Annotated in this window: 16 protein-coding genes and 1 pseudogene; 5 read left to right on the forward strand and 12 right to left on the reverse strand. The window is 70.7% G+C overall.

Annotated elements, in window-relative coordinates:
- Positions 1-9: 9 nt before the first annotated feature.
- The gene (locus K1J60_RS12445) at positions 10-1,695 is read right to left on the reverse strand and encodes an extracellular solute-binding protein (RefSeq protein ID WP_220646292.1); all 1,686 of its coding nucleotides are present in this window, start codon (positions 1,693-1,695) and stop codon (positions 10-12) included.
- A gap of 385 nt (positions 1,696-2,080) precedes the next feature.
- Between K1J60_RS12445 and K1J60_RS12450 the strand changes: the two genes are divergently transcribed.
- On the forward strand, positions 2,081-4,933 hold the full coding sequence (locus tag K1J60_RS12450) for a glycoside hydrolase family 3 C-terminal domain-containing protein (RefSeq protein WP_220646293.1): 2,853 nt from the start codon (positions 2,081-2,083) through the stop codon (positions 4,931-4,933).
- Positions 4,934-5,078: 145 nt separating this feature from the next.
- Here K1J60_RS12450 and K1J60_RS12455 read toward each other — a convergent pair whose 3' ends face one another.
- Complete coding sequence (locus K1J60_RS12455; RefSeq protein ID WP_220646294.1) at positions 5,079-6,575, reverse strand: aldehyde dehydrogenase family protein; 1,497 nt, start codon at positions 6,573-6,575, stop codon at positions 5,079-5,081.
- Between the two features lie 236 nt (positions 6,576-6,811).
- A complete protein-coding gene (locus K1J60_RS12460) occupies positions 6,812-7,258 on the reverse strand; it encodes a DUF1772 domain-containing protein (RefSeq protein WP_220646295.1) in 447 nt (148 codons plus the stop codon).
- Between the two features lie 90 nt (positions 7,259-7,348).
- On the opposite strand from K1J60_RS12460, the gene K1J60_RS12465 reads away from it, so the two are divergent.
- A complete protein-coding gene (locus tag K1J60_RS12465) occupies positions 7,349-7,927 on the forward strand; it encodes a TetR/AcrR family transcriptional regulator (RefSeq protein ID WP_220646296.1) in 579 nt (192 codons plus the stop codon).
- A 202-nt stretch (positions 7,928-8,129) separates the two neighbouring features.
- Here the strand turns inward: K1J60_RS12465 and K1J60_RS12470 are convergent, their stop codons facing one another.
- Together K1J60_RS12470 and K1J60_RS12475 are read right to left on the reverse strand one after the other, a co-directional pair.
- A complete protein-coding gene (locus tag K1J60_RS12470; RefSeq protein ID WP_220646297.1) occupies positions 8,130-10,022 on the reverse strand; it encodes a PucR family transcriptional regulator in 1,893 nt (630 codons plus the stop codon).
- Positions 10,023-10,195: 173 nt separating this feature from the next.
- Positions 10,196-12,328: an ATP-binding protein gene (locus K1J60_RS12475; protein WP_220646298.1), complete on the reverse strand. Its 2,133-nt coding sequence runs from the start codon at positions 12,326-12,328 to the stop codon at positions 10,196-10,198.
- Positions 12,329-12,600: 272 nt separating this feature from the next.
- On the opposite strand from K1J60_RS12475, the gene gabT reads away from it, so the two are divergent.
- Together gabT and K1J60_RS12485 are read left to right on the forward strand one after the other, a co-directional pair.
- Positions 12,601-13,935 (forward strand): 4-aminobutyrate--2-oxoglutarate transaminase, encoded by a 1,335-nt coding sequence (gene gabT / locus K1J60_RS12480; RefSeq protein ID WP_220646299.1) that lies wholly within the window; start codon positions 12,601-12,603, stop codon positions 13,933-13,935.
- 258 nt (positions 13,936-14,193) lie between these two features.
- Positions 14,194-15,035, forward strand: a pseudogene (locus K1J60_RS12485) (phosphatase PAP2 family protein).
- A gap of 111 nt (positions 15,036-15,146) precedes the next feature.
- On the opposite strand, the gene K1J60_RS12490 reads toward K1J60_RS12485, so the two are convergent.
- The 7 genes from K1J60_RS12490 to K1J60_RS12520 form a co-directional block, all read right to left on the reverse strand.
- Entirely contained in the window at positions 15,147-15,599 is a 453-nt protein-coding gene (locus K1J60_RS12490) for a hypothetical protein (protein ID WP_220646300.1), read from the reverse strand.
- A gap of 198 nt (positions 15,600-15,797) precedes the next feature.
- The gene (locus K1J60_RS12495; protein ID WP_220646301.1) at positions 15,798-17,216 is read right to left on the reverse strand and encodes an NAD(P)/FAD-dependent oxidoreductase; all 1,419 of its coding nucleotides are present in this window, start codon (positions 17,214-17,216) and stop codon (positions 15,798-15,800) included.
- Between the two features lie 38 nt (positions 17,217-17,254).
- Positions 17,255-18,055 (reverse strand): ABC transporter permease, encoded by an 801-nt coding sequence (locus K1J60_RS12500; protein WP_220646302.1) that lies wholly within the window; start codon positions 18,053-18,055, stop codon positions 17,255-17,257.
- Positions 18,056-18,991: an ABC transporter permease gene (locus K1J60_RS12505; protein WP_220646303.1), complete on the reverse strand. Its 936-nt coding sequence runs from the start codon at positions 18,989-18,991 to the stop codon at positions 18,056-18,058.
- Positions 18,991-20,163 carry an ABC transporter ATP-binding protein gene (locus tag K1J60_RS12510; RefSeq protein WP_220646304.1) on the reverse strand — a complete coding sequence of 391 codons (1,173 nt, stop codon included), beginning with the start codon at positions 20,161-20,163 and terminating at the stop codon, positions 18,991-18,993. Before K1J60_RS12510 ends, K1J60_RS12505 begins: the two co-directional genes overlap by 1 nt.
- 8 nt (positions 20,164-20,171) lie before the next feature.
- On the reverse strand, positions 20,172-21,416 hold the full coding sequence (locus K1J60_RS12515) for a polyamine ABC transporter substrate-binding protein (RefSeq protein WP_220646305.1): 1,245 nt from the start codon (positions 21,414-21,416) through the stop codon (positions 20,172-20,174).
- Between the two features lie 82 nt (positions 21,417-21,498).
- A complete protein-coding gene (locus K1J60_RS12520; RefSeq protein WP_220646306.1) occupies positions 21,499-23,034 on the reverse strand; it encodes a gamma-aminobutyraldehyde dehydrogenase in 1,536 nt (511 codons plus the stop codon).
- Between the two features lie 212 nt (positions 23,035-23,246).
- Here K1J60_RS12520 and K1J60_RS12525 point away from each other — a divergent pair, with 212 nt between their 5' ends.
- The gene (locus K1J60_RS12525) at positions 23,247-23,813 is read left to right on the forward strand and encodes an NADAR family protein (RefSeq protein WP_220646307.1); all 567 of its coding nucleotides are present in this window, start codon (positions 23,247-23,249) and stop codon (positions 23,811-23,813) included.
- Positions 23,814-23,826 lie beyond the last annotated feature (13 nt).

Raw genomic sequence — 23,826 nt, forward strand, 5'->3', positions numbered from 1 at the left:
GGCCCCGGGTCAGTTCGCCGAACCGGTGTCGTCGAGCAGCTTCTTGTACCAGTCGCGCAGACCGTCGCCGCCCTTGCTCTTCCAGTCGGACACCGCCTGCTGGACGTCGCTGATCTTCTTGCGCCCGCGCACGACGTCGTCCTCCAACTGCTCGAAGTTGTCGGCCAGGTTGGCCCAGCGGTTGGGCTCGGTGACGGTCAGCCCGAAGAACGAGGTCTTCTTGGTGAAGGCGCCCATGCGCTGCATCCACTCGACCATGCCCTTGGTGACCTCGGGAAAGTCGGGGTAGGCGGTGTACGGCGCCGGGTTGCCGGTGTAGTCGTAGGCGCCGTTGACCTCGTTGACACCGGCGGTGGTCTTGACCGGCAGGCCCTTCTTCATCTCGTAGTCCGTGCCCTCGACGCCGTAGGCGGTGAGCATGAACTCCTTGGTGCCGTAAGGGGCGGCGCAGTAGTTGCAGAGGGCGAGGAAGTCCTTGATCTGCTGCTCGGTCGCCTTCTTGCTGACGAAGGTGAAGATGTTGGCGGGCTGGACCGCCCACAGGGCGGGGTCGCCGCCGTCGGGGCCGAAGATGTCGAACGCGGCCATGTCGAAGTCGCTGTTCTGGGTGGCCTGTTCGGAGACCGAGCCCCACCAGGCGGAGATGTTGCCGTTGAAGACCAGGGACTGACCGGCGGTGAACCGGTTCCTGGCGTCGCCGCCCGCCTTGCCGGAGACCGCGTCCGGGTGGACCACGTCGGCCGCGTAGAGCTTGCGCGTCCACTCCAGCGCTTCGAGGTACTCCTCGGTCTCGACGCGGTTGACCAGCTTGCCGTCCACCAGGTTCCACCACAGCGCCTTGTCGCTGCCGGGGAAGACGCCGTAGACGTTGAACGCCGTCCACTTCATGTCGTCGCAGGCCCACACCTTCGACTTGGCGTCGGTGGCCTCCTTCGCCCAGGACAGGAACTCGTCGGGGCTCGTCGGGACGCTGTACCCCTTCTCCTTGAAGATGTCCCGGCGGTACATGGGCGCGATGTCGGTGACGTACGGCGCGGGGAACGGGATCGCGCGCAGCTGACCGCCGAAGATGCCGCGCTGCCAGGCCTCGCTGGGGACGGCCGCGAGGTTCGGGTAGTCCTTGACCTTGTCGCCGGAGAGGTAGGGGCCGAGGTCGGCGAACTTGGCGTTGATGGCGCTCGGTATCTTGCCCATCAGGTTCCAGCCGGGGACGACCACGACGTCCGGGATGTCGCTGGAGGCGAGGACCGCGCCGAGTTTCTGGTCGTAGGTGACGCCGTCCTGGTTCTGCCAGGTGACGTCGACACCGACGGCCTCGTTCATCGCCGTGTAGTACGGGTTGTCGCCCTTGGGCGGGGTGCCCCAGAACGGGGACATGACCTTGAGCTTGCCACCGCTGCCGAGCTTCTTCGGGACCGAGGTCTTCAGGTCGGCGGTCGCGATCGCCGTGGTGAAGCCGGCGGGCGCGCCGTTCTTCGCCGGGATGTCGGGCGCCACGACGCTCGACGCGACGAACGTCGGAAGGATCTTCTGCGCGTCCTTGCCCGACGTCGTGCCCTCCTTGCGGCCTTCCTGCGAGCCGCCGCAGGCGGACAGCAGCGGCACACCCCCCGCCACTGCGGCGGCGGCGACCGCCGTGGAGGCGAGGAAGCTTCTCCGGCTGGGCGCGGCGGAGGTGGCGGAGTTCGGCGTCATTGCGTCAACCCTTCATGGCGCACACCAGGACACCCGGCGGTGGCCGTCGGCTGCGGTGTCTGAGTGGAACTGGCTGTGCTGAAGCGGTGAACCGTCGAGCAGCGGAGGGAGGTGAGCACGCGAAGCGTTTCCCTCCGCAGTCGAAGCGCTTCGATGTTGCTGCGAGGTTAAGTGAACGACCGGGGGTGCACAAGGGTCGATTCCCAGATTCCTCGGAGGTGTGGACGACTGGAACGAGCCCCTCCGACCTTCGATATCTCGGCCTGTATGACGGTGAGGAAACGGATCTGTTGCGCCTTGGTCTCTTGACACCCACCCCACGGTCGAATGAGCATCGAAGCGCTTCGAAAGCGCCTCGCCGCTCCACCGCAAAGGGATCCCCAACGTGACCGCACAGACGACGCCCACGCCGCCTTTCCGCGATCCGCAGCTGCCGCTCGCGAAGCGCATCGACGATCTGCTCCAGCGGCTCACCCTGGACGAGAGGATCGCGTTCCTGCACCAGTTCGCCCCCGCAGTCGACCGGCTGGGAGTGGCCGCGTTCCGCACCGGCCAGGAGGCCCTGCACGGCGTGGCCTGGATGGGCCCGGCGACGGTGTTCCCGCAGGCCGTGGGCCTCGGCGCGACCTGGAACGAGGACCTCGTCCGCCGCGTCGGCGAGGCCGTCTCGACCGAGACCCGCGCGATGCGCGCCCGCGACGACCGCGTCGGCCTCAACGTCTGGTCCCCCACCGTCAACCTGCTGCGCCACCCGCTCTGGGGCCGGAACGAGGAGGGCTACTCCGAGGACCCGAAGCTGACCTCGGCGATCGCCACCGCCTACACCCGCGGCCTGCGCGGCGACCACCCCACGTACTGGCGCACGGCCCCCGTGCTCAAGCACTGGCTGGCGCACAACAACGAGACCGACCGCTCCACCACCTCCTCCTCGGTCCGCCCGCGCGTCCTGCACGAGTACGACCTGCGCGCCTTCCGCGAGACCGTCGAGGCGGGCGCGGTCGCCGGCGTCATGCCCGCGTACAACCTGGTCAACGGCCGCCCCAACCACGTCTCGCCCCATCTGGCCGCGCACCTGCGCCGCTGGACCGACGAGCATCTGCTGGTCTGCTCGGACGCGGGCGCGCCGTCGAACCTCGTCGACTCCGAGCACTACTTCACCACGCACGAGGAGGCGACCGCCGCCTCGCTGCGCGCCGGGGTCGACAGCTTCACCGACCACGGCACGGAGAGTTCGACGATGATCGGCCGCATCCGGGGCGCCCTGGACAAGGGCCTGCTGACCGAGGACGACATCGACCGAGCGGTCCGCCGTCAGCTCTCGGTCCGCTTCCGCCTCGGCGAGTTCGACGCCGACGCCGACCCGTACGCGGGCCTCACGGACTTCGACACCCCGGCCCACCGGACCCTCGCCCGGGAGGCCGCCGAGCAGGCGGTCGTCCTGCTGAAGAACGAGGGCGACCTGTTGCCGCTCGCGGCCGACGCCCGGATCGCCGTCGTCGGGCTGCTCGCCGACGAGTGCAAACTCGACTGGTACAGCGGCACCCTGCTGCACCGCTCCACGCCGCTCGAAGGGCTGTACGACCGCTTCGGCGCCGAGCGCGTGACGTTCGCGGAGGGCGTGGACCGCGTACGCCTGCGGACGCTGTCCACCGGCGCCTTCGTCTCCGTACCCCAGGCCGCCGAGGCCGCCGACGAGGTGCGCGGTGCGCAGGGCGCCCTCGACCCGGCGCTCCTGGCCGGCCGCACCGACCTTCCGCCGCTCACCACGGACACGGAGGGCACCGAACTGGCCCTCGTCGACTGGGGCGGGGGCGTCCTCACCTTCCGCGCCCCCGACGGCCGCTATCTCTCGGTCGCCGACGACGGTTACCTGCGCGCCTCGGCGGATCAGCCGGGCGGCTGGGTCGTCCAGGAGACGTTCCGCCTGGAGCCCTCCGGATCCCACGCGAACGGTCACCTCCTCAAGCACACAGGGACGGGCCGGTACGTCACTGTCGGCGCCGACGGCGTGAAGGTTGCCGACGAGAATCCGGAAACCTTCGAACTCATGGTCGTCCAGCCCGGTGAGGAGGCCGTGACCAGGGTCGCCGCCGAGGCCGACGTGGTCCTCGTCGTCGCGGGCAACGACCCGCACATCAACGGCCGCGAGACCGAGGACCGCACCGGCCTCGCGCTCCCCGCCCACCAGGAGCGCCTGCTGCGCGCGGCCCGCGCCGCCAACCCGAACACCGCGCTGGTCCTGGTCTCGGCCTATCCGTACGCGGTGGACCCCGCCGACCTGCCCGCCGTCCTGTGGACCGCGCACGGCGGCCAGGCCGCGGGCACCGCCCTGGCCCGCGTCCTCGCCGGCGACGTCTCCCCCGGCGGCCGCCTCCCGCAGACCTGGTACGCCTCCGACTCCGACCTGCCCGACCTCCTCGACTACGACGTGATCGGCGGCCGTCAGACGTATCTCTACTTCGAAGGCACCCCGCTCTTCCCGTTCGGCCACGGCCTGTCGTACGCGGAGTTCGCGTACGGAAACCTGGTCACCCACCTCGGCGAGGACGCCCTGACGGTCTCCTTCACCGTCACCAACACGGGTGCGGTGACCGCCGACGAGGTCGCCCAGCTGTACGCCCGCGCCGCGGATCCGTCGGTCCCCCGCCCCCGCCGCGAGCTGCTCGGCCATCGCCGGGTCACCCTCGCTCCCGGCGCCTCGACGGAACTGACCTTCCGGCTCCCGCTGTCCGTCCTGGAGTTCTGGGACGTGGCCCACGGCACCTGGCACCTGGAGCCCGGCGCGTACGAACTCCTCGCCGGCGCGTCGAGCGAGGACATCCGTCTCCGTACGACCGTCACCGTCGAGGGCACACCCGTGGCTCCGCGCCCGGTCGTCACGCACGGCCTGGACGCGGCGGACTTCGACGAACAGCGCGCCACGGAGATCGTCGACCGCACCAAGGTGTCGGGCGACGCGGTGACACCGGCGGACGGCGGCTTGGGTGAACTGCTCTTCCAGAACTGCGACTTCGGCGCGGGGATCACCGGGATCGAGGTGGATGTGTCCGGGGAGGGCACCGTCGAGTTCTCCCTGATCGGCGGTCCGGTCCTCGCGACGCTGACGCTGGACCGCCCCACCGGCGACCCGTACGCGTACACCACGCTGCGCACCGGCGTGGCGGCCGCGGGCGTCCACGACGTCCACCTGAAGCTGCGCGGCCCACTGCGGCTGGCGCACGTCGGCTTCTCCGGTTGAGGGTCCGGAAGCAGGCCGGCACACAGAAGGGGCCCGGCACCGGAAGGCATCGGTGCCGGGCCCCTTCATCCCGGGATCTGACCCCAGGCTACCTGAAAACGATTGTCAGAAGCTAGGGGTGGGGCGGGGTGATCTCAGTCGTGCGTCAGAGCTGGAGCCCCGTCAGGACCATGACCCGCTCGTAGGTGTAGTCGTCCATCGCGAACTTCACACCCTCACGCCCCACTCCGGACTGCTTCACGCCGCCGTACGGCATCTGGTCGGCGCGGTAGGACGGCACATCGCCGATGATCACGCCGCCGACCTCCAGTGCGCGGTGGGCGCGGAAGGCGGTCTGCAGGTCATGGGTGAAGACGCCCGCCTGGAGGCCGTACTTGGAGTCGTTGACGGCGGCGAAGGCCTCGGCCTCCCCGTCCACCTTGCGTACGGTGAGGACGGGCCCGAAGACCTCCTCGCAGGAGACGGTCACGTCGGCGGGCACGTCGGCCAGGACCGTCGGCGCGTACGTGGCGCCGTCGCGCTTGCCGCCGGTGAGGAGGGCGGCCCCGGCGTCGACCGCCTCCTGCACCCAGGCCTCGACCCGCTTGGCGGCGTTCTCGTCGACCAGCGGTCCGACGTCGGTGGCGCCGTCGGACGGGTCACCCGTCACCTGGGCCTCGACCGCGGCGACGATGCGCGGCAGCAGCCGCTCGTACACGGACGCGTCCGCGATCACCCGCTGCACGGAGATGCAGGACTGGCCGCCCTGGTAGTTCGAGAAGGTCGCGATACGGGTCGCGGCCCAGTCGAGGTCCTCGTCGCTCGCGTAGTCGGCCAGCACGACCGCCGCGCCGTTGCCGCCGAGCTCCAGGGTGCAGTGCTTGCGCGGCACCGAGTCCATGATCGCGTAGCCGACCTTCTCGGAGCCGGTGAAGGAGATCACGGGCAGCCGCTCGTCCTGGACGAGGGCGGGCATGCGGTCGTTGGCGACGGGGAGGATGCTCCAGGAACCGACGGGAAGGACGGTCCCGGCTCCCGCACCGGCCGCACCGGCCGCGCCCGCCGCGTGGGCCTCGGCCTCGGCGAGCAGCTCTCCGATGATCAGCCCGGAGAGGGGGGTGGCCGGGGCGGGCTTCAGGATGATCGGCACACCGGCCGCGATCGCCGGGGCGATCTTGTGGGCGCAGAGGTTGAGCGGGAAGTTGAAGGGCGCGATGCCGAGGACGGCGCCCTTGGGGAAACGGCGCGTGAGGGCCAGTCGCCCCTGACCGCCGAGGTCGGTGTCGAGCCGCTGCGCCTCGCCCCCGTTGAACCGGCGGGCCTCCTCGGCCGCGAACCGGAACACGGACACGGCCCGGCCGACCTCGCCCCGCGCCCACTTGATCGGCTTGCCGTTCTCGGCGGAGATCAGCTGCGCGATCTCCTCGGTCCGCTCGACCAGACACCTGCTGACCCGGTCCAGCACGGCGGCCCGTACATGCGCCGGCGTCGCCGCGAACTCGTCCCGCACGGCGTACGCGGCGGCCACGGCCTCTTCGACCTGCTCGTCCGTCGGCACACTCACCCTGCCGACCAACCGGCCGTCCCAGGGCGACGTCACATCGAACGTGGTCTCACCGCGGGCCTGACGGCCGGCGAGCCAGAAGGCGTGAGTGGCGGTCATAGTCGTTCCCGGCCCTTCGGTAAGTGACACTTCGACTTCCGCTCCACCGTAGGGCCGGCGGGGCAGGGGGTCGCTTGTCCGGCGCGTATGAGTACGGCTGGGACTTGCGCCAGATTGGACGGGTGAGGGTGAGCGGACGCCCTCTCCCCGGTCCCGCCGCTTCGCGCGGGAAGAGCGCCCGTGGAGTCCGTGTCGGGTGGTGATGAACGAGCGGGTCGCGCGCCAACGGCGCGGGCTCAGGCGAGGGCGGCGACCAGCAGGGTGAAGGCGGCGATGATGACGGCGACGCGGACGTAGTGGAAGCGGTCCCAGCGGTTCACCTGCTCCTTCCAGTCCTCGGGCCGGCTCTCGGGTGTCCACGTCTTGCCCCGGTTGTTGATCGGGACGAGCAGCAGGAGCGACATGATCACGCTGATGACCAGCAGCACGCCGGCGGTGACCACGAGGCCGGTGCCGCGGTGCTGCCATCCGGCGACGGCCCAGACCGCGACGAGGACGAGGGAGGTGATGTACCAGACCGGCATCACTGCGCCGAGCATCCGGCCCCCGCGGGCGCGGCCGAGCACGACGCTCTCCTCGGGGAGTCCGTTGAGGATCGGGTTGATGACGAAGGCGACGGAGAACTCCACCCCCACCATCAGGCCGATGACCACGGTGGTGAACACCTCAAGTGCGTCGAGCATGATGACCCTCCATGGATCTAGCACCGCTAGCTGATGAGGCAACGCTAGACCTGCCACCGCCCGATTGTCTAGCGATGCTAGGATCGAAACATGTCGGTACAGGAACGCAAGGAGCGCGAACGGGCGGTCCGCGAGCGCCTCATCGTGGCCACGGCCCGCGAACTCGCCGAGCAGCAGGGCTGGGACGCGGTCACCACCCGTCGGCTCGCCGAGCGCATCGAATACAGCCAGCCCGTCCTCTACAGCCATTTCCGCGGCAAGCGCGAGATCATCGGAGCCGTCGCCCTGGAAGGTGCCGCCGAGATGGCCGCGGCGCTGCGGGCCGCGACCTCCGCCGCGGACGGCCCCCGCACCCGGGTCACCGCTCTGGCCCGCGTCTACCTCGACTTCGCCGAACGCCACCCGGCGGTGTACGACGCCATGTTCCGGCTCGACGGCGGCCTGGCGTTCGCGCACGAGGACACCCCCGAGCCGCTGAAGGACGCCTTCGCCGCCCTGCTGGAGAACCTCGACGAGGTCGCCGGGGAGGGCGTCCACCCGGGACTGTTCACCGAGGTGTTCTGGGCAGCCCTGCACGGACTGGCCACCCTGACCCGAGCGCGACGCCTCCCGCCCGAGGACACCGAACGAAGAGTGGAACTGCTGGTGGACCGGCTCGCCATCGTCTGACCCACCTGCCCGGCGGGCACCTGGCCGGGCTCCCCGGACCCCGCTGCCACCCGCTGCCCCTTCCGGCGTTGCTCCCGGTCGCTACGGCGGCACCCATGCCGACCTGCCGTCTCCCGGGGGGGACCTCCGCAGGGCCCGCACGCCAGGAACGACGTCCACCAGCCCGTCACCGGCGGGGCGGCGGGGCGAGGGTGGGCGCGACCTACTCCCCTGCCGCAGCCGTGGCCTTCAGTGCCAGCCACAGCTCCATCCGCACGTCCGGATCGTCCAGCGACCGGCCGAGGATCTCCTCCACCCTGCGCATCCGGTATCGCAGCGTGTGCCGGTGCACCCCCAGGTCCGCGGCAGCCGCGTCCCACTGCCCGTGGCGCGACAACCAGGCCCGCAGCGAAGCGACCAGATCCCCCCGCCCCGTCGCGTCGTGCTCACGCAGCGGACGCAGCAGGCTGTCGGCGAAGGCCCGCACGGCGTCGTCCCCGAGCAGCGGCAGCACGGAGCCCGCCGCCAACTCCTCGTGCTCGACGAGACAACGTCCCCTGCGCCGGGCCACGGACAGCGCCTGCTCGGCCTGCTTGTACGCCGCGGCGGCCGCGATCGGCCCGGCGGGCGCGGACAGCCCGACGACGAGTTCCTCGTCCTCGACGGAACCACCGACGGCAGCGGAGGCGGACGCGCCGGCGGACGACGCGCCGACGGAGTCCGGATCCCGCCCCGCCGCCCGAGCCGTCTCCAACGCCACCGCGAACTCCCCGCACGCGGCGACCGCAGCGCCCCCGTCCACGGCGAGCACGACGAGCCGCTCCCCGTCGGGCACCACGAGCACCGGCTCCCCGGCGCGCGCGGCAGCCCCCTCCACCACCTCGACGAGCTGTCCGAGCAGTTCCCCGCCCGAGTCGCCACCGACCACCGCGGCCCGTACGACGTCGGCGGCCACACCCGCAGCCGCGGCCCCTGGCCCGGCGGTCCCCTGCACACCCCCACGCCCGGACCGACGAGCCCCTTCCCCGGCCCCACGCCCCCCTCCGGAGGCACGCGTGGCCGCCGCCCCGGCCGGGCTCACCGGCACGGCCTCGGCCCCGGCCTCGGGCACTTCCTCCACGGCAGCCGCCGCACTCACCGCGCCCACTGCCCCCTCCATCCGCGCCCGCGCGGCCGAAGCCGACGCCGCCTCGGCGAGGATCAGCCGGAACGGGGCGTCCAGGAGGCCGCCGTACAGATCCCCGGCGACCGCGCGCGCATGGTCGCACTCCCCCGCCAGCAGCATGCGCAGCACCGCCGCGCCGATCCGCTGCTCGGCCGCGTACAACGGGCGCGACCGTTCCGTCGTGAGGGTGAGGAGGGCGATCGCGGAGTGGACGGCGTAGCGCTCGGCCGTACCGAGGGCCGCCGCCGTGCCGACGGCGAGGGCTGCGCGGGCCCGGCGGCCGGTGCCGAGGGAGTGCAGTTCGACGCGGTCCTCGCCGCCGACGACCGCGCTGGCCGGAGTGGGCCGGTCCCGCAGCCGTTCGACGTCGGCGACGAGTCGTCCGGCCCGCCGCTCCGCCCACTCGGGTGCCACCGCGACGACCGCGCCCGAGGCGTCGTACAGGGCCGCCCACCCGTCGACCTGCCCGGCGAGCGCGCCCAGCAGCCCTTCGGGTCCGGCGGTCAACGCCTGCCTGGTGAGTTCACGCTGTGCGGCGAACCCCGCCGTCACCGCCCGGTACTGCTCGGCGGCGATCGCGGCCGACACCGCCTTGCTGATGGCGAGGAAGGGCGTACGCCGGGGCACTTCCAGGAGGGGCAGCCCCTCCTCCTCGGCCACGTCGACGAGCGCCTCGGGGATGTCCTCGTAGTGCACCCCGACGGCGAACCCGAGCCCGACGACCCCGGCCCCCACCAGCCTCCGCACATAGCGCCGCATCGCCTCCGGATCCTCCACGTCCAGCTTCAACGCGGTGATCAGCAACAGCTCCCCGCCCTCCATGTACGGCACGGGGTCGGCGAGCTCACTGGCGTGCGCCCAGCGCACCGGCACGTCAAGGCGGTCCTCGCCCGCCCGCACGGTCAGCTTGAGCGCCGAGTGGTGGACGAGCGAGGCGAGCGTCGGGGGCATGAGACCTTCAGGTCGACATCGGAAGGGGAGAAGAGTGCGCGTCAGGGAAACGCAACGCCTTTTTGGCCGCCGCGTATGAACGGCCTGTGACGATTCTGCCTCACCGTACGATCACAAGTCCCACGCACCGCACACCGAATGGCTCAAATCGAACGGCACCCCGGCCCGCCCGCTCAGCCCCGCAGGTCCACCAACAACGGCGGCGCGTGTTCACCCCGCACGTTCGTCAGCGACAGCACCGCGTGCCCCGGCGGCACCCCGTGCGCCAGTTCGGAGGCGGACCACCGCTCCCGCTCCACCTGCCGTACGGTCACGGCCCGCGCGGTGGGCGCGTGGCCGGTCATGACCCGGCGCAGCGCGTGCCAGGCCTTGCCCGCCGGGGAGTCGGCGATGATCTGCCGGTCGGTGACGTCCCGGGCCTCGGTCCACTCCTTGCCCCACACTTCGGCGAAGTCCTGACCGTCCCACGGGGTGAGCCCGGACAGCGCCATCCGGCAGCCGATGGCGCCGAGGAGCGGGCCGCGCAGCGGCCGGGGCACGTCGTCGAGGGTACGCAGGGTGAGGACCGTCCCCGCGTTGGTGGACCGCAGCCGCTGGATGCCGCGTACGGCATCCGGCGTGATGACCCCCGTGGCGTCGTCCAGCACCAGGCAGGCGAACAGCGACCGGTCCTCCCGTACCGCGACGCTCGCGGTGAACTGCGCGAGCACCAGCCGCGCCAGGATGCGCGAGGCGTCGGCGTGACCGCGCTCGGGAAGGTCGATCCGGACCCGTACGGGGTGGTCGAGGGCCCGCAGGGAGAAGGGCCGGGACTGTCCGGATGTGTCGAAGAAGGCGGCGAAGGCGGGCCGGTCGAGAAGGGCGAGCCGGTCCGCCAGGACACCCGCGAGGTCCCCGGGGTGCCCGAGCTGGCGTTCCCGCGCGTCCAGCTCCCGCAGCAGCGACTCCTGCCCGGCGTCCTGGAGGGCCTCGCGCAGCTCGCCCAGCAGGCCGGGGGCGCCGTCCAGCAGTTGGCGCAGCTGCGGCACGGACGGGAACCGCCCGTGCACCGCCCGGAACGGGCCGAGCAGCTGGGCGAGGACCGTGGTGGAGCGCCGGCTGTCACCGCCGGGGTGCGGGTCGGCGAGATCGCCGACGAGCGCCTCGGCGAGGACGGCCGCCGCCTCGTCGGGATCGGTGGTCCCGCCGTAGAGGTCGAGGTCGTACACGGACTCCGGGTTGCCGATCCGCACGACGACGTCGTAGGCGTCGGCCGGGCCGAGCCCCGCCCCCGCCGCACCCACGACCACCACGGCGGCCCGTCCGGCGAGCGCGTGCAGACACAGCGACTCGGCGACGGGCCACACGACGCTGGCCGTCTTCCCCGACCCGGCGGGCCCGACGGCCAGCAGGGACGTGCCGAGCAGCTCGGGGCCCAGGGCCAGACCGGTGCCCCGGTAGGCGTAGGGGTTGCGCGGGTCGTCGACGGTGCCGCCCAGGCGGACCTGCCCGGTGACCAGGTCGTGCCTGGCGAGCCGGGTCGGCAGATCCCGCTCTCCGGAGGGGTGCAGGCAGGCAGCCGCCCCGTCCTTCAGCACGGCTCCGGTGAACGTCGCCAGACTGTGCCGGCCACTGCGCACGCCCTGCCATGCCCGCATGATCCGCGCATGGTCCACGTCCCGCATCAGCCCGGCCCCCGCCTCGGCCACCAGCCGCTCGGCAGCCTCTGCGGCCCCGGCCTCCCGCAGCTGGTTCCACTGGGCGGGGTCGTCCTGGGGAACTGGAGCCGCCTGCTCCGCGGGCCGCAGGTGGAAACGCGGAGCGACGAATCGGCGCCATACCTCACCCCAGCGGCCGAGCCGGGCCACTGCGACCAGGATCATCAGCGCAACAAGTAGCTCATAGCCCCGGTACAGGAGAAAAGTGCCGACCTGGCCTCCTTCTCCCGTGCCGCCCTGCCAGGAGTCAGGGGCGATCAGGTCCAGCGGGATCCACCACCAGTAGCCGAGATAGCCGTTCTGCAGCAGGGACCAGAGGAGCCAGCCCACCAAGAAGGCGATCAGAGCGCCTCCAACGAGCTGTCGTTTCGGGATCTCGTCGGGCTCTTCGTCGGGGCGCGGCGTGTGCCCGAATCGCCACACTCCCGGTGCCGCGTCCGGGCGCGGTGCCCGCAGCCAGGCAAGGAAGGAAGATCCGTCCGGCATGGGAGGGGTACCCGGTGCACGCGCGGGCCGAGGGGGCATTGCGGGCATCTCCGGCGACCCCGCCGGACGCGGCACAGAATTCGCATGTGTGCCCCGCGCGTCCCGCGTCCCGTCGCTGTTCATCCCGCTTGCCCCCTGACCAGCCGTTCCGTCCACCATCAGCGAGCCAATCTAACGCTCCCGCAAGGGGAGTTCACCGTTTACGCGGCCGGGTGGACCCCTGTGCTCACCGTATTACGCGGCCGGGCGCACATCCGTGCCCACCGTTCCTCCATGTCCAACCCGGACAAGACGAACACCCGACAACGCCCACATGGAGCATGCCCACCCACCGGCCGTCGCCCTAGCCTGCGAGAAAAGAAGGCAAGCCGTCCGCACCACTCCAGGAGCCCCACATGAGCGCACTTCCCCAGGAGCGCCGCGTAGTCACCGCCATCCCCGGACCGAAGTCCCAGGAGCTGCAGGCTCGTCGTGTCGCCGCCGTCGCGGCGGGCGTGGGGTCGGTGCTGCCCGTGTTCACCGCGCGCGCGGGCGGCGGCATCATCGAGGACGTCGACGGCAACCGGCTGATCGACTTCGGCTCGGGCATCGCCGTCACGAGCGTCGGCGCGAGCGCGGAGGCCGTGGTCCGCCGGGCGACCGCCCAGCTCCAGGACTTCACGCACACCTGTTTCATGGTCACCCCGTACGAGGGCTACGTCGCGGTCGCCGAGGCCCTCGCCGAGCTCACCCCGGGTGACCACGCCAAGAAGTCCGCGCTGTTCAACAGCGGCGCCGAGGCCGTCGAGAACGCCGTGAAGATCGCCCGCTCGTACACCAAGCGCCAGGCGGTGGTCGTGTTCGACCACGGCTACCACGGCCGTACCAACCTCACGATGGCGCTGACCGCGAAGAACATGCCGTACAAGCACGGCTTCGGCCCGTTCGCGCCCGAGGTGTACCGCGTGCCCGTGGCGTACGGCTACCGCTGGCCGACCGGCCCGGAGAACGCGGGCCCGGAGGCCGCCGCGCAGGCGATCGACCAGATCGCCAAGCAGGTCGGCGCCGAGAACGTGGCCGCGATCGTCATCGAGCCGGTGCTCGGCGAGGGCGGCTTCATCGAGCCGGCCAAGGGCTTCCTGCCGGCGATCAGCAAGTTCGCCTCCGACCACGGCATCGTCTTCGTCGCCGACGAGATCCAGTCCGGCTTCTGCCGCACCGGCCAGTGGTTCGCGTGCGAGGACGAGGGCATCGTCCCGGACCTGATCACCACCGCCAAGGGGATCGCCGGCGGTCTCCCGCTCGCCGCCGTCACCGGCCGCGCGGAGATCATGGACGCGGCGCACGCGGGCGGCCTGGGCGGCACCTACGGGGGCAACCCCGTCGCCTGCGCGGGCGCCCTCGGCTCGATCGAGACGATGAAGGAGCTCGACCTCAACTCCCGGGCGAAGAAGATCGAGGCGACGATGAAGGCGCGCCTCACCGCCATGGCCGAGAAGTTCGACCTCATCGGCGACATCCGCGGCCGCGGTGCCATGATCGCCATCGAGCTGGTCAAGGACCGTACGACGAAGGAGCCGAACCCGGAGGCGACCGCCGCGCTGGCCAAGGCCTGCCACCAGGAGGGGCTGCTGGTCCTGACCTGTGGCACCTACGGCAACGTGCTGCGGTTCCTGCCTCCGCTCGTCATCGGCGACGACCTCCTCGACGAGGGCCTGGACATCATCGAGCAGGCGTTCACCCGTATCTGACACGCGTCTCCGACACACGTATCCGACACGCGTCCGGGACCGCCGGACGCGCGTGCGAGGGCCCCGTTTCGCGGGGCGCTCGCATACGGAATCCCCCATCCGTCCCCGACGTCCCACGCTTCCCGGAACCGGAATCCGACACCGGATTCCGGTCCCTGTCGACAAGCGTCAGAGGGCGTGAAGAAGGTGTGCAAGGTGCATGTCGGGTCGCGATTCCGCCTGTCGTCGCCGCCCTCCCTGTCGTAGGTTTTGACGCAGATGAGAGATACACCCCACCCACAGGGGACTGTGGGTGACACCGGGTCGGGGCCTCCCCAGCTTCGCCCTGGTCGTGCCCTCGCGCACACACCCGGAGCTTCCGGCTCCGGATCTCCTCACCGATCGGATGGCCGCCCGTCCCAAACCCCCCGGGGCGGGTGGCACACCGATCCGGTCGGCCGTCCTCGAACCACCCCCCTGTTCGAGGACGGCCGACCGCCCCCTTTGGCCGCGGCGCCGCTCTCCTCCTTCTCGGCGGCGCGCCGGCCCTTCTCTTCGCACTGATCACCTGGCAGGTCCTCACGCGCGGCCCGCTGGCCCGCCTGGACGAACGCCTCAGCGACGCCCTCGTCCACCGGGGCGCCCCCACGCAGTTCCTCGCCGACCTCGGCAACATCACGGTCGCCGTCCCGGTTCTCGCCCTGGTGCTCCTGTTCGTCGCGCGGCGAACGCGTGCCACCGGTCGGGACCACTGGTGGCGGCCGTCCGCGGCCGCGGCCCTCCTCATGGCCGCGGTACCGCTCTGGGTCGTCCCGCTGAAGGAGCTCATCGCTCGGACCGGCCCACCGGTCATGGGCCCGGGGACGGGTTTCTACCCCTCCGGCCACACCGCGACCGCCTCCGTCGCGTACGGCGCCGCCGTCCTGCTTCTGCTGCCCTGGCTGCGTGGCACCCTCGCGCGCCGCGCGGTCGTCGCCCTCGCGGTCGTCCTGAACATCGGGGTCGGCTTCGGCTTGGTGCGCCAGGGCTATCACTGGCCGCTCGACGTGGTGGCGAGCTGGTGCGTGTGCGCGCTGCTGCTCTCCTCGCTGTGGTTCCGGGTGCGGCCCCGTCCGGGATGACGTGCGCGGCCAGGTCCGTTCGACGTCCGCGTCGGCCGCACGGGCGGCCGACGAGAGCGCGGTGCGGCCGGGGGACGGCCGCTCGTCACGACACGGGGCGGTCGGTCCCCGTCACCGGTCCTCGTCCCTCGCCAGGTTCGCCGCCGCCTCGTGCATCGCCAGTTCGAGGAGGGCCGGGTCGGTGAGGGTGCCGTTGCCGTCCGGCGGGACCAGCCACCGGACGCCGCCGGTCTGCCGGCCCGGGTACGGCACCACGATCCAGGTGCCGCCGCCCGCGCTGCGCACCCCCGTGCCCAGCCACCGCGACGCCGTGCCCGGCGGTACGAAGAACCCCATGCGGTCGTCGCCGAAATCGACGAGCACGGGCCCGGGTTGATCGATGATGCGGGTGAGGACGTCGAGCGTGGGATAGCCGAGTTCCCCCGGCAGGGTCAGCACGTCCCAGGCCCTGCCGGCCGGAAGCAGGGCGACCCCCAGGGGGTTGCGCTCCCACTCCCAGCGGCAGGCCTCGGGATCCGGTGACACGGATGCCAGCCACTCGACCGCCGTCTTGGCCCCAGTCATGACAGGGACCTTCCTCTCTGTAGAGCTCCTGCGGACGCGGTTTCGCGTCAGGAGCACAGACAGAGGTTCCGGCCGGGCATTACGCGGGTTCCGACCACTTCTTGGTGGTGAATGGCGTAACACCGTCGGAGAGGCGTACGCCTGTTGATCACGAGTGCGCCCGCACGCCCCGCCGACCACGGTTCGGTGGGGGCGTTCTCAGCTGTCGAAGCCCAGCCCCAGCCGGTCCATGGCCTTCAGCCACAGGTTGCGGCGGCCCGCGTGGGAGTCGGCCCGGGCCAGGGACCACTTGGTAAGGGCGATGCCCGTCCAGGCGAACGGCTCCGGTGGGAAGGGCAGCGGCTTCTTGCGCACCATCTCCAGTTCGGTGCGTTCCGTGCGCTCCCCCGCGAGGAGGTCCAGCATGACGTCCGCGCCGAAGCGGGTGGCGCCCACGCCCAGTCCGGTGTACCCGGCCGCGTAGGCGACTCTGCCCTGGTGGGCGGTACCGAAGAACGCGGAGAAGCGGGAGCAGGTGTCGATGGCGCCGCCCCAGGCGTGGGTGAACCGGACGCCCTCCAGCTGCGGGAAGCAGGTGAAGAAGTGCCCGGCGAGCTTGGCGTACGTCTCCGGCCGGTCGTCGTACTCGGAGCGCACCCGGCCGCCGTACGGGTAGACCGCGTCGTAGCCGCCCCAGAGGATCCGGTTGTCGGCGCTGAGCCGGAAGTAGTGGAACTGGTTGGCCGAGTCCCCGAGCCCCTGTCGGTTCTTCCAGCCGATCGACGCCAGCTGGTCGGCGGTGAGGGGCTCGGTCATCAGGGCGTAGTCGTAGACGGGCACGGTGTACGCGCGGACGCGCCTGACCAGGCTGGGGAAGATGTTGGTGCCGAGCGCCACCTGCCGGGTACGGACCTGGCCGTAGGGCGTGCGGACGGCCATGCCGGTGCCGTACGCCTTCAGGTTCAGCGCGGGTGTGTGCTCGTAGACCCGGACGCCGAGGTTCAGACAGGCCCGTTTGAGGCCCCAGGCGAGTTTGGCGGGGTGCAGCATGGCCACGCCCCGGCGGTCGTGCAGGCCGGCCTCGAAGGTGGGTGAGGCGACCTGCTCGCGGACGGCGTCGGCGTCCAGGAACTCGATGCCGTCGGCGAGGCCCTTGCGGGCGAGCTCGTCGTACCAGTCGCGCAGTTCCCAGGCCTGGTACGTCTCGGTGGCGACGTCGATCTCGCCGGTGCGTTCGAAGTCGCAGTCCAGGCCGTGACGGGTGACCGCCGCCTCGATCTCGTCGAGGTTGCGGGCGCCCAGTTCCTCCAGCTTGTGGATCTCGTCGGGCCAGCGGGCGAGACCGTTGGCCAGGCCGTGGGTGAGCGAGGCGGCGCAGAAGCCGCCGTTGCGGCCGGAGGCGGCCCAGCCCACCTCACGGCCTTCCAGCAGGACGACATCCCGGCCCGGGTCGCGCTCTTTGGCGTTCAGAGCGGTCCACAGTCCGCTGTAGCCACCGCCGACGACCAGCAGGTCGCAGGTCTCGGCGCCGGTGAGCGCGGGCTCGGGGTGGGGCTTGCCGGGGTCTTCGAGCCAGTACGGGACCGGCCGTGCGTCGGAGAGGGACTTTGTCCAACGGTTCATGGCGCTTGGGGCCATGATTTCAACTCCCTACTGATTCATCGAACGAGCGGCGTTCATGCCTTCTGCCGCTTTCTGCGATTTCCGATGACCATTCCGGCCACCACGAACAGTACGGCGACCAGGAACATGGCCGTACCGATGACATTGATCTGGACGGGTGTGCCGCGTTGCGCCGAACCCCAGACGAACATGGGGAAGGTGACGGTCGAGCCCGCGTTGAAATTGGTGATGATGAAATCGTCGAAGGAGAGCGCGAAGGCGAGCAGCGCGCCCGCCGCGATACCGGGTGCGGCGATCGGCAGGGTGACCCGGACGAAGGTCTGGACGGGCCCGGCGTAGAGATCGCGCGCGGCCTCCTCCAGCCTCGGGTCCATCGACATCACCCGTGCCTTGACGGCGACCACGACGAAGCTGAGGCAGAACATGATGTGCGCGATGAGGATCGTCCAGAATCCCAACTGCGCACCCAGGTTGAGGAACAGGGTGAGCAGCGAGGCGGCCATCACGACCTCGGGCATCGCCATCGGGAGGAAGATCAGCGAGTTGACGGCGCCTCGCGCGCGGAAGCGGTAGCGCACCAGGGCGAAGGCGATCATCGTGCCGAGGGCGGTGGCGCCGAGGGTCGCCCAGGCGGCCAGCCGGAGGCTGAGCGAGAGCGAGCCGCACAGGTCGGCGACGCCGCACGGATCGGTCCAGGCTGCGGTGGAGAATTCCTGCCACTCGTAGTTGAAGCGGCCCTTGGGCTGGTTGAAGGAGAAGACCGTGACGACGATGTTCGGCAGGAGGAGATATCCGAGCGTCAGCAGTCCCGCGATGACGACGAGTCGGCGCTTGAGCCATTTCACGAAGGCCATTTAGACCAGATCCTCCGTCCCGGACTTACGGATGTAGACCGTGACCATGACGAGGATCGCGGCCATGAGAAGGAAGGAGAGCGCCGCCGCCGTCGGATAGTCGAGGATCCGCAGGAACTGGCTCTGGATGACGTTGCCGATCATCTGGGTGTTGGTGGAGCCGAGGAGTTCGGCGTTCACGTAGTCGCCGCTGGCCGGGATGAAGGTCAGCAGGGTTCCGGAGACGACGCCCGGCATGGAGAGCGGGAAGGTGACCTTGCGGAACGTGGTGAACGGTCTGGCGTACAGGTCGCCGGCCGCCTCGTGCAGCCGTCCGTCGATGCGTTCGAGGGAGGTGTAGAGCGGCAGGATCATGAACGGCAGGAAGTTGTACGTGAGGCCGCAGACGACGGCGAGCGGAGTGGCCAGCACCCGGTCCCCGGCGGTGAGGCCGAGCCAGCTGGTGACGTCCAGGACGTGCAGCGAGTTCAGAACGCCGACGACCGGGCCACCGTCCGACAGGATCGTCTTCCAGGCGAGGGTGCGGATCAGGAAGCTGGTGAAGAAGGGGGCGATCACCAGGATCAGGATCAGATTGCGCCAGCGGCCGGCCCGGAAGGCGATCAGATACGCCAGCGGATAGCCGAGGAGCAGACACAGGATCGTCGCGGAGCCCGCGTAGAGCACCGAGCGCAGGAACTGCGGGTAGTACTCGCTCAGCGCGTCCCAGTACGTCGCGAAGTGCCAGGTGACCCGGTAGCCCTCCTCCAGGGAGCCCGTCTGCACGGAGGTGGAGGCCTGGTAGACCATCGGCATCGCGAAGAAGACCAGCAGCCAGATCAGACCGGGCGCGAGCAGCAGGTACGGCGTCCAGCGGCCCCTCTTGCGAGGGGGCTTCCCGGTGGTCGGGGCGGGCGCGAGGGGTGGTGGCGCCTCGGCTTCGGCGAGGGTCGACATCAGGCGGCCGCCCCTTCGTCCACGCCCGCGTCGATGTCCTGGGCGGCATCCAGTCCGAACGTGTGCGCGGGGCTCCAGTGCAGGACGACGTCGGCGCCGGGAACGAGCCGGGTGTCGCGGTCGATGTTCTGGACGTAGACCTCGAACTCGGGGCAGACCGAGCTGTCGATCACGTACTGCGTGGAGACGCCGATGAAGCTGGTGGCGGTGATCCGGCCGGTGACGCGGTTGCGGCCGACCGGGATCTCCCCGGCGTCGTCGGCGTGGGTGAGGGTGATCTTCTCGGGGCGTACGCCGACGAGGACCTTGCCGCCGGTCCGGGTGGGCGCGGCACATCGCGCCTCGGGCAGGACCAGCTTGCCGTCACCCGCCGTCAGGACTATCTCGTCGCCGCTCTTGGAGTCGACCTCGGCCTCGATGAGGTTGGAGGTGCCGAGGAAGTCGGCGACGAAGGTGGTCTGCGGATTCTCGTACAGGTCGGTGGGCGAGCCGAGTTGCTCGACCCGGCCGCCGTTCATCACGGCGACCGTGTCGGCCATGGTCATGGCCTCCTCCTGGTCGTGCGTGACATGGATGAACGTGATGCCGACCTCGGTCTGGATGCGCTTCAGCTCCAGCTGCATCTGGCGGCGCAGCTTGAGGTCGAGGGCGCCGAGGGGCTCGTCGAGGAGGAGCACCTTGGGGTGGTTGATGAGGGCACGGGCGACGGCGACGCGCTGCTGCTGGCCGCCCGAGAGCTGGTGCGGTTTCTTGCGGGCCTGCTCGCCGAGCTGGACCAGTTCCAGCATCTCCTCGACCTGCTTCTTCACGCTCTTGATGCCGCGTCGGCGCAGACCGAAGGCGACGTTCTCGAAGATGTCGAGGTGCGGGAAGAGGGCGTACGACTGGAAGACCGTGTTCACGGGCCGCTTGTACGGGGGCAGGTTCGTCACGTCCTGGTCGCCGAGCCGGACGCTTCCGCAGGAAGGTTCCTCCAGGCCGGCGATCATGCGCAGCGTGGTGGTCTTGCCGCAGCCGGAGGCGCCGAGCAGGGCGAAGAAGGAACCTTCCGGCACGGTCAGGTCGAGCGGGTGCACGGCGGTGAAGGAGTCGTAGGTCTTGCCGATGCCGGAGAGACGGACGTCACCGCTGCCGCCGTCCGCGGCGTTCTTGCTGCTCTTCTTGCTGGTCATCGTCCTCGTCACGCCCCTGTCAGCTTCGCGAACTTCTCTTCGTACGCCGTCTCTTCCTTCTGGCTGAGGGAGCGGAAGGCGTGGGACTTGGCTGCCATGGCCGCGTCGGGAATGATCAGCGGGTTGTTCGCCGCGTCCGGATCGATCTTGGCCAGCTCCGCCTTCACACCGTCGACGGGGCACACGTAGTTGATGTACGCGGCGAGTTCGGCGGCCGGCTTCGGCTCGTAGTAGTAGTCGATGAGCCGTTCGGCGTTGGTCTTGTGCCGGGCCTTGTTCGGGATCAGCAGGTTGTCGGTCGAGGTCATGTAGCCGCTGTCCGGGATGACGAAGTCGACGTCCGGGGTGTCGGCCTTGAGCTGGACGACGTCACCGGCCCACGCGATACAGGCCGCCAGGTCGCCCTTGGTGAGGTCGGAGGTGTAGTCGTTGCCGGTGAAGCGGCGGATCTGGCCCTTGTCGACGGCCTTCTGGAGGCGGGCTGTCGCCGCGTCGTAGTCGTCGTCGCCGAACTTCGCCGGGTCCTTGCCCATGTCGAGCAGGGTCATCCCGATGCTGTCGCGCATCTCGGAGAGGAAGCCGATGCGCCCCTTCAGCTTCGGGTTGTCGAGCATGTCGGAGACGGACCTCACCTCCTCCCCGTCGAGGGCCTTCCGGTTGAAGGCGATGACGGTCGAGATGCCCTGCCAGGGATACGAGTAGGCCCGCCCCGGGTCCCAGTCCGGGCTGCGGAACTGCTGCGAGAGGTTCATGAAGGCGTGCGGCAGGTTGGACGCGTCCAGTTTCTGGACCCACCCGAAGCGGATCAGCCGGGCGGCGAGCCAGTCGGTGACGCAGATGAGGTCGCGTCCGGTGTCCTGGCCGGCGGCGAGCTGCGGCTTGATCTTGCCGAAGAACTCGACGTTGTCGTTGATGTCCTCGGTGTAGTCGACCTTGATGCCGGTGCGCCGGGTGAACTGGTCCAGGCTGGGATGGCGCTTGCCGCTGTCGTCGACGTCCATGTACTCGGTCCAGTTGGAGAAGTTGACCTCCTTCTCCTTGGCCGAGTGGTCCTCGGACGAGCCGCCCGAGGTGCTCTTCGCCGCGGGGATGCCGCAGGCGCTCAGCGCCCCGAGCCCGCCGACCGCGAGCGCGCCGCCCGTTCCGGCGCGCAGCAGTGAACGGCGGCTGAGCGCGGCCCTGCCGTCGGTGAGGCTGCGCCGCACGGCGGCCGCCTGGGCCGGTGAGAGGCGTTCGGGCTCGTACTGCTCCATGCGCGTGGTGCCCTTTCGGACGTGCCCTTTCGGGAGGGTGGGCGGGGACCGGCCGGGGTCGGGCGGCCGGTCCCCGGGCTGACTAGCGGTCCCCGAAGATCGTGCGGTGCCAGTCCTTCCTGGCGATCGCCGTATTGTCGAACATGACGTGCTTGATCTGCGTGTACTCCTCGAACGAGTACGCGGACATGTCCTTGCCGAAGCCGGACGCCTTGTAGCCGCCGTGCGGCATCTCGCTGATGATCGGAATGTGGTCGTTGACCCACACGCACCCGGCCTTGATCTCCCGGGTGGCGCGGCCCGTCCGGTACACGTCCCGGCTCCAGGCGGAGGCGGCGAGGCCGTACGGGGTGTCGTTGGCGAGGCGGATGCCCTCGTCGTCGCTGTCGAAGGGCAGGACCACGAGCACCGGGCCGAAGATCTCCGCCTGGACGATCTCGCTGTCCTGCGCGGCGTCCGCGATCAGCGTGGGCCGGTAGTACGCGCCGTTCTCCAGCTCGCCCCGGGGCGCTTCACCGCCGGTGACCACGCGCGCGTACCCGCGTGCCCGCTCGACGAAGGCGGCGACCCGGTCGCGCTGGACGTGCGAGATCAGCGGACCGAGGTCGGTGCCCGGGGCGAAGGGGTCGCCGAGCCGGACCGTCTCCATCAGGGCGGCCGTCCGTGCGACGAACTCCTCGTAGAGAGGCCGCTGCACGTACGCGCGCGTGGCGGCCGTGCAGTCCTGGCCGGTGTTGATGAGGGCGCCCGCGACCGCACCGTGGACGGCGGCCTCCAGGTCGGCGTCGTCGAAGACCACGAAGGGTGCCTTGCCGCCGAGCTCCAGGTGGATGCGCTTGACGGTGGCGGTGGCGATCTCGGCGACGCGCCTGCCGACGGCCGTGGACCCGGTGAAGGAGGTCATGACCACATCGGGATGGCCGACGAGGTGTTCGCCGGCCTCCTTGCCGGTGCCGGTGACGATGTTGATCACACCGTCGGGGATGCCCGCGTCCGTGGCGGCCTGCGCGAAGAGCAACGAGGTGAGCGGGGTCGGCTCGGCGGGCTTCAGCACGATCGTGTTGCCCGCGGCGATCGCCGGGAGGATCTTCCACGCGGCCATCTGGAGCGGATAGTTCCACGGCGCGATGGAACCGACGACCCCGATCGGCTCCCGGCGTACGTACGAGGTGTGGTCCCCGGAGTACTCGCCGGCCGACTGGCCCTGGAGGTGGCGGGCGGCGCCCGCGAAGAAGGCGGTGTTGTCGATGGTGCCGGGCACGTCGAACTCGCGCGTCAGCTTGAGCGGCTTGCCGCACTGCAGGGACTCGGCCCGCGCGAACTCCTCCGCCCGGTCGGCCAGGACGGCGGCGAAGCGGTGCAGCGCGTCCGACCGCTCGCCGGGCGTGGTGGCCGCCCAGCCGGGGAACGCCGCGCGGGCGGCGGCGACGGCCGCGTCCACGTCGTCGGGGCCGGCCAGCTCGTAGGTGAGGACCTCGTCGCCGGTCGCGGGGTCGACGACCGCGTGGGTGCGGCCCGACGTGCCCTTGGTCAGACGGCCGGCGACGAACTGCGCGCCGACCGCGAAGCGATCCTGTGCGGGGAATCGGTCCGGGGTGGCGGTGCCCGGGTTCTGCATGTCGCTCTCCTCCGCCGGTGCCCCCTCTGTCCTCGGGGGCGGGTGGCGTAGCTCCAGCTCGATTTGAGTGCCGATCCTGACAGAGCCATGCGGCACCAACAAGGGATTCCGTTGTTGCCTTTTGGTTACGCGACGGAATCTGTCGACCAGGTGTCCAGTCGACACAGGAAATCGAGGACGGTGTGTCAGTGGTTCCTGCCAGACTCGTCGGCATGGAGAAGATCGATTCTTGGGACACGCTGACGGAAGCGGTCCGCACGGGGGCGAGGGTCAAGTACCTGCACTTCTGGGGGCACCGCCCCCTGCCGGACGGCCGGATCGGCGCGAGCTGTCTGAGCCAGTGGTGGCCGTCGCCGTTCACGGTGGACGGCGTGGAGTACGCGACGGCCGAGCACTGGATGATGGCCTCGAAGGCGCGGTTGTTCGGGGATCCGGAGGCGGAGCGCAAGGCCGTGGCCGCGTCGAGCCCCGCGCAGGCCAAGAAGGCCGGGCGGCTGGTGCGCGGTTTCGACGACGCCCGGTGGGAGCGGGAGCGCTTCGGCATCGTCGTCGAGGGCAGCCTCCACAAGTTCGCCGCCCACGCCGACCTGCGGGCGTTCCTCCTGGGCACGGGCCGCCGGGTGCTCGTCGAGGCCAGCCCCGTCGACCGGATCTGGGGCATCGGCCTCGCGGCGGATGACGAACGCGCCATGGACCCCGCGCGCTGGCGGGGCCCCAATCTGCTGGGCTTCGCGCTGATGGCGGCCCGGGAGAGACTGTCGAACGGGGTCGAGGTGTGAGCGTCCGCTGAGC

Source organism: Streptomyces akebiae (genome assembly GCF_019599145.1).
In the GTDB taxonomy this organism is placed as follows: domain Bacteria; phylum Actinomycetota; class Actinomycetes; order Streptomycetales; family Streptomycetaceae; genus Streptomyces; species Streptomyces akebiae.

Coding starts and splice junctions, on each gene's coding strand:
- K1J60_RS12445 (WP_220646292.1), bottom strand. CDS start 1,695: ATGACGCCGAACTCCGCCACCTCCGCCGCGCCCAGCCGGAGAAGCTTC.
- K1J60_RS12455 (WP_220646294.1), bottom strand. CDS start 6,575: ATGACCGCCACTCACGCCTTCTGGCTCGCCGGCCGTCAGGCCCGCGGT.
- K1J60_RS12460 (WP_220646295.1), bottom strand. CDS start 7,258: ATGCTCGACGCACTTGAGGTGTTCACCACCGTGGTCATCGGCCTGATG.
- K1J60_RS12465 (WP_220646296.1), top strand. CDS start 7,349: ATGTCGGTACAGGAACGCAAGGAGCGCGAACGGGCGGTCCGCGAGCGC.
- K1J60_RS12470 (WP_220646297.1), bottom strand. CDS start 10,022: ATGCCCCCGACGCTCGCCTCGCTCGTCCACCACTCGGCGCTCAAGCTG.
- K1J60_RS12475 (WP_220646298.1), bottom strand. CDS start 12,328: ATGAACAGCGACGGGACGCGGGACGCGCGGGGCACACATGCGAATTCT.
- gabT (WP_220646299.1), top strand. CDS start 12,601: ATGAGCGCACTTCCCCAGGAGCGCCGCGTAGTCACCGCCATCCCCGGA.
- K1J60_RS12490 (WP_220646300.1), bottom strand. CDS start 15,599: ATGACTGGGGCCAAGACGGCGGTCGAGTGGCTGGCATCCGTGTCACCG.
- K1J60_RS12495 (WP_220646301.1), bottom strand. CDS start 17,216: ATGGCCCCAAGCGCCATGAACCGTTGGACAAAGTCCCTCTCCGACGCA.
- K1J60_RS12500 (WP_220646302.1), bottom strand. CDS start 18,055: ATGGCCTTCGTGAAATGGCTCAAGCGCCGACTCGTCGTCATCGCGGGA.
- K1J60_RS12505 (WP_220646303.1), bottom strand. CDS start 18,991: ATGTCGACCCTCGCCGAAGCCGAGGCGCCACCACCCCTCGCGCCCGCC.
- K1J60_RS12510 (WP_220646304.1), bottom strand. CDS start 20,163: ATGACCAGCAAGAAGAGCAGCAAGAACGCCGCGGACGGCGGCAGCGGT.
- K1J60_RS12515 (WP_220646305.1), bottom strand. CDS start 21,416: ATGGAGCAGTACGAGCCCGAACGCCTCTCACCGGCCCAGGCGGCCGCC.
- K1J60_RS12520 (WP_220646306.1), bottom strand. CDS start 23,034: ATGCAGAACCCGGGCACCGCCACCCCGGACCGATTCCCCGCACAGGAT.
- K1J60_RS12525 (WP_220646307.1), top strand. CDS start 23,247: ATGGAGAAGATCGATTCTTGGGACACGCTGACGGAAGCGGTCCGCACG.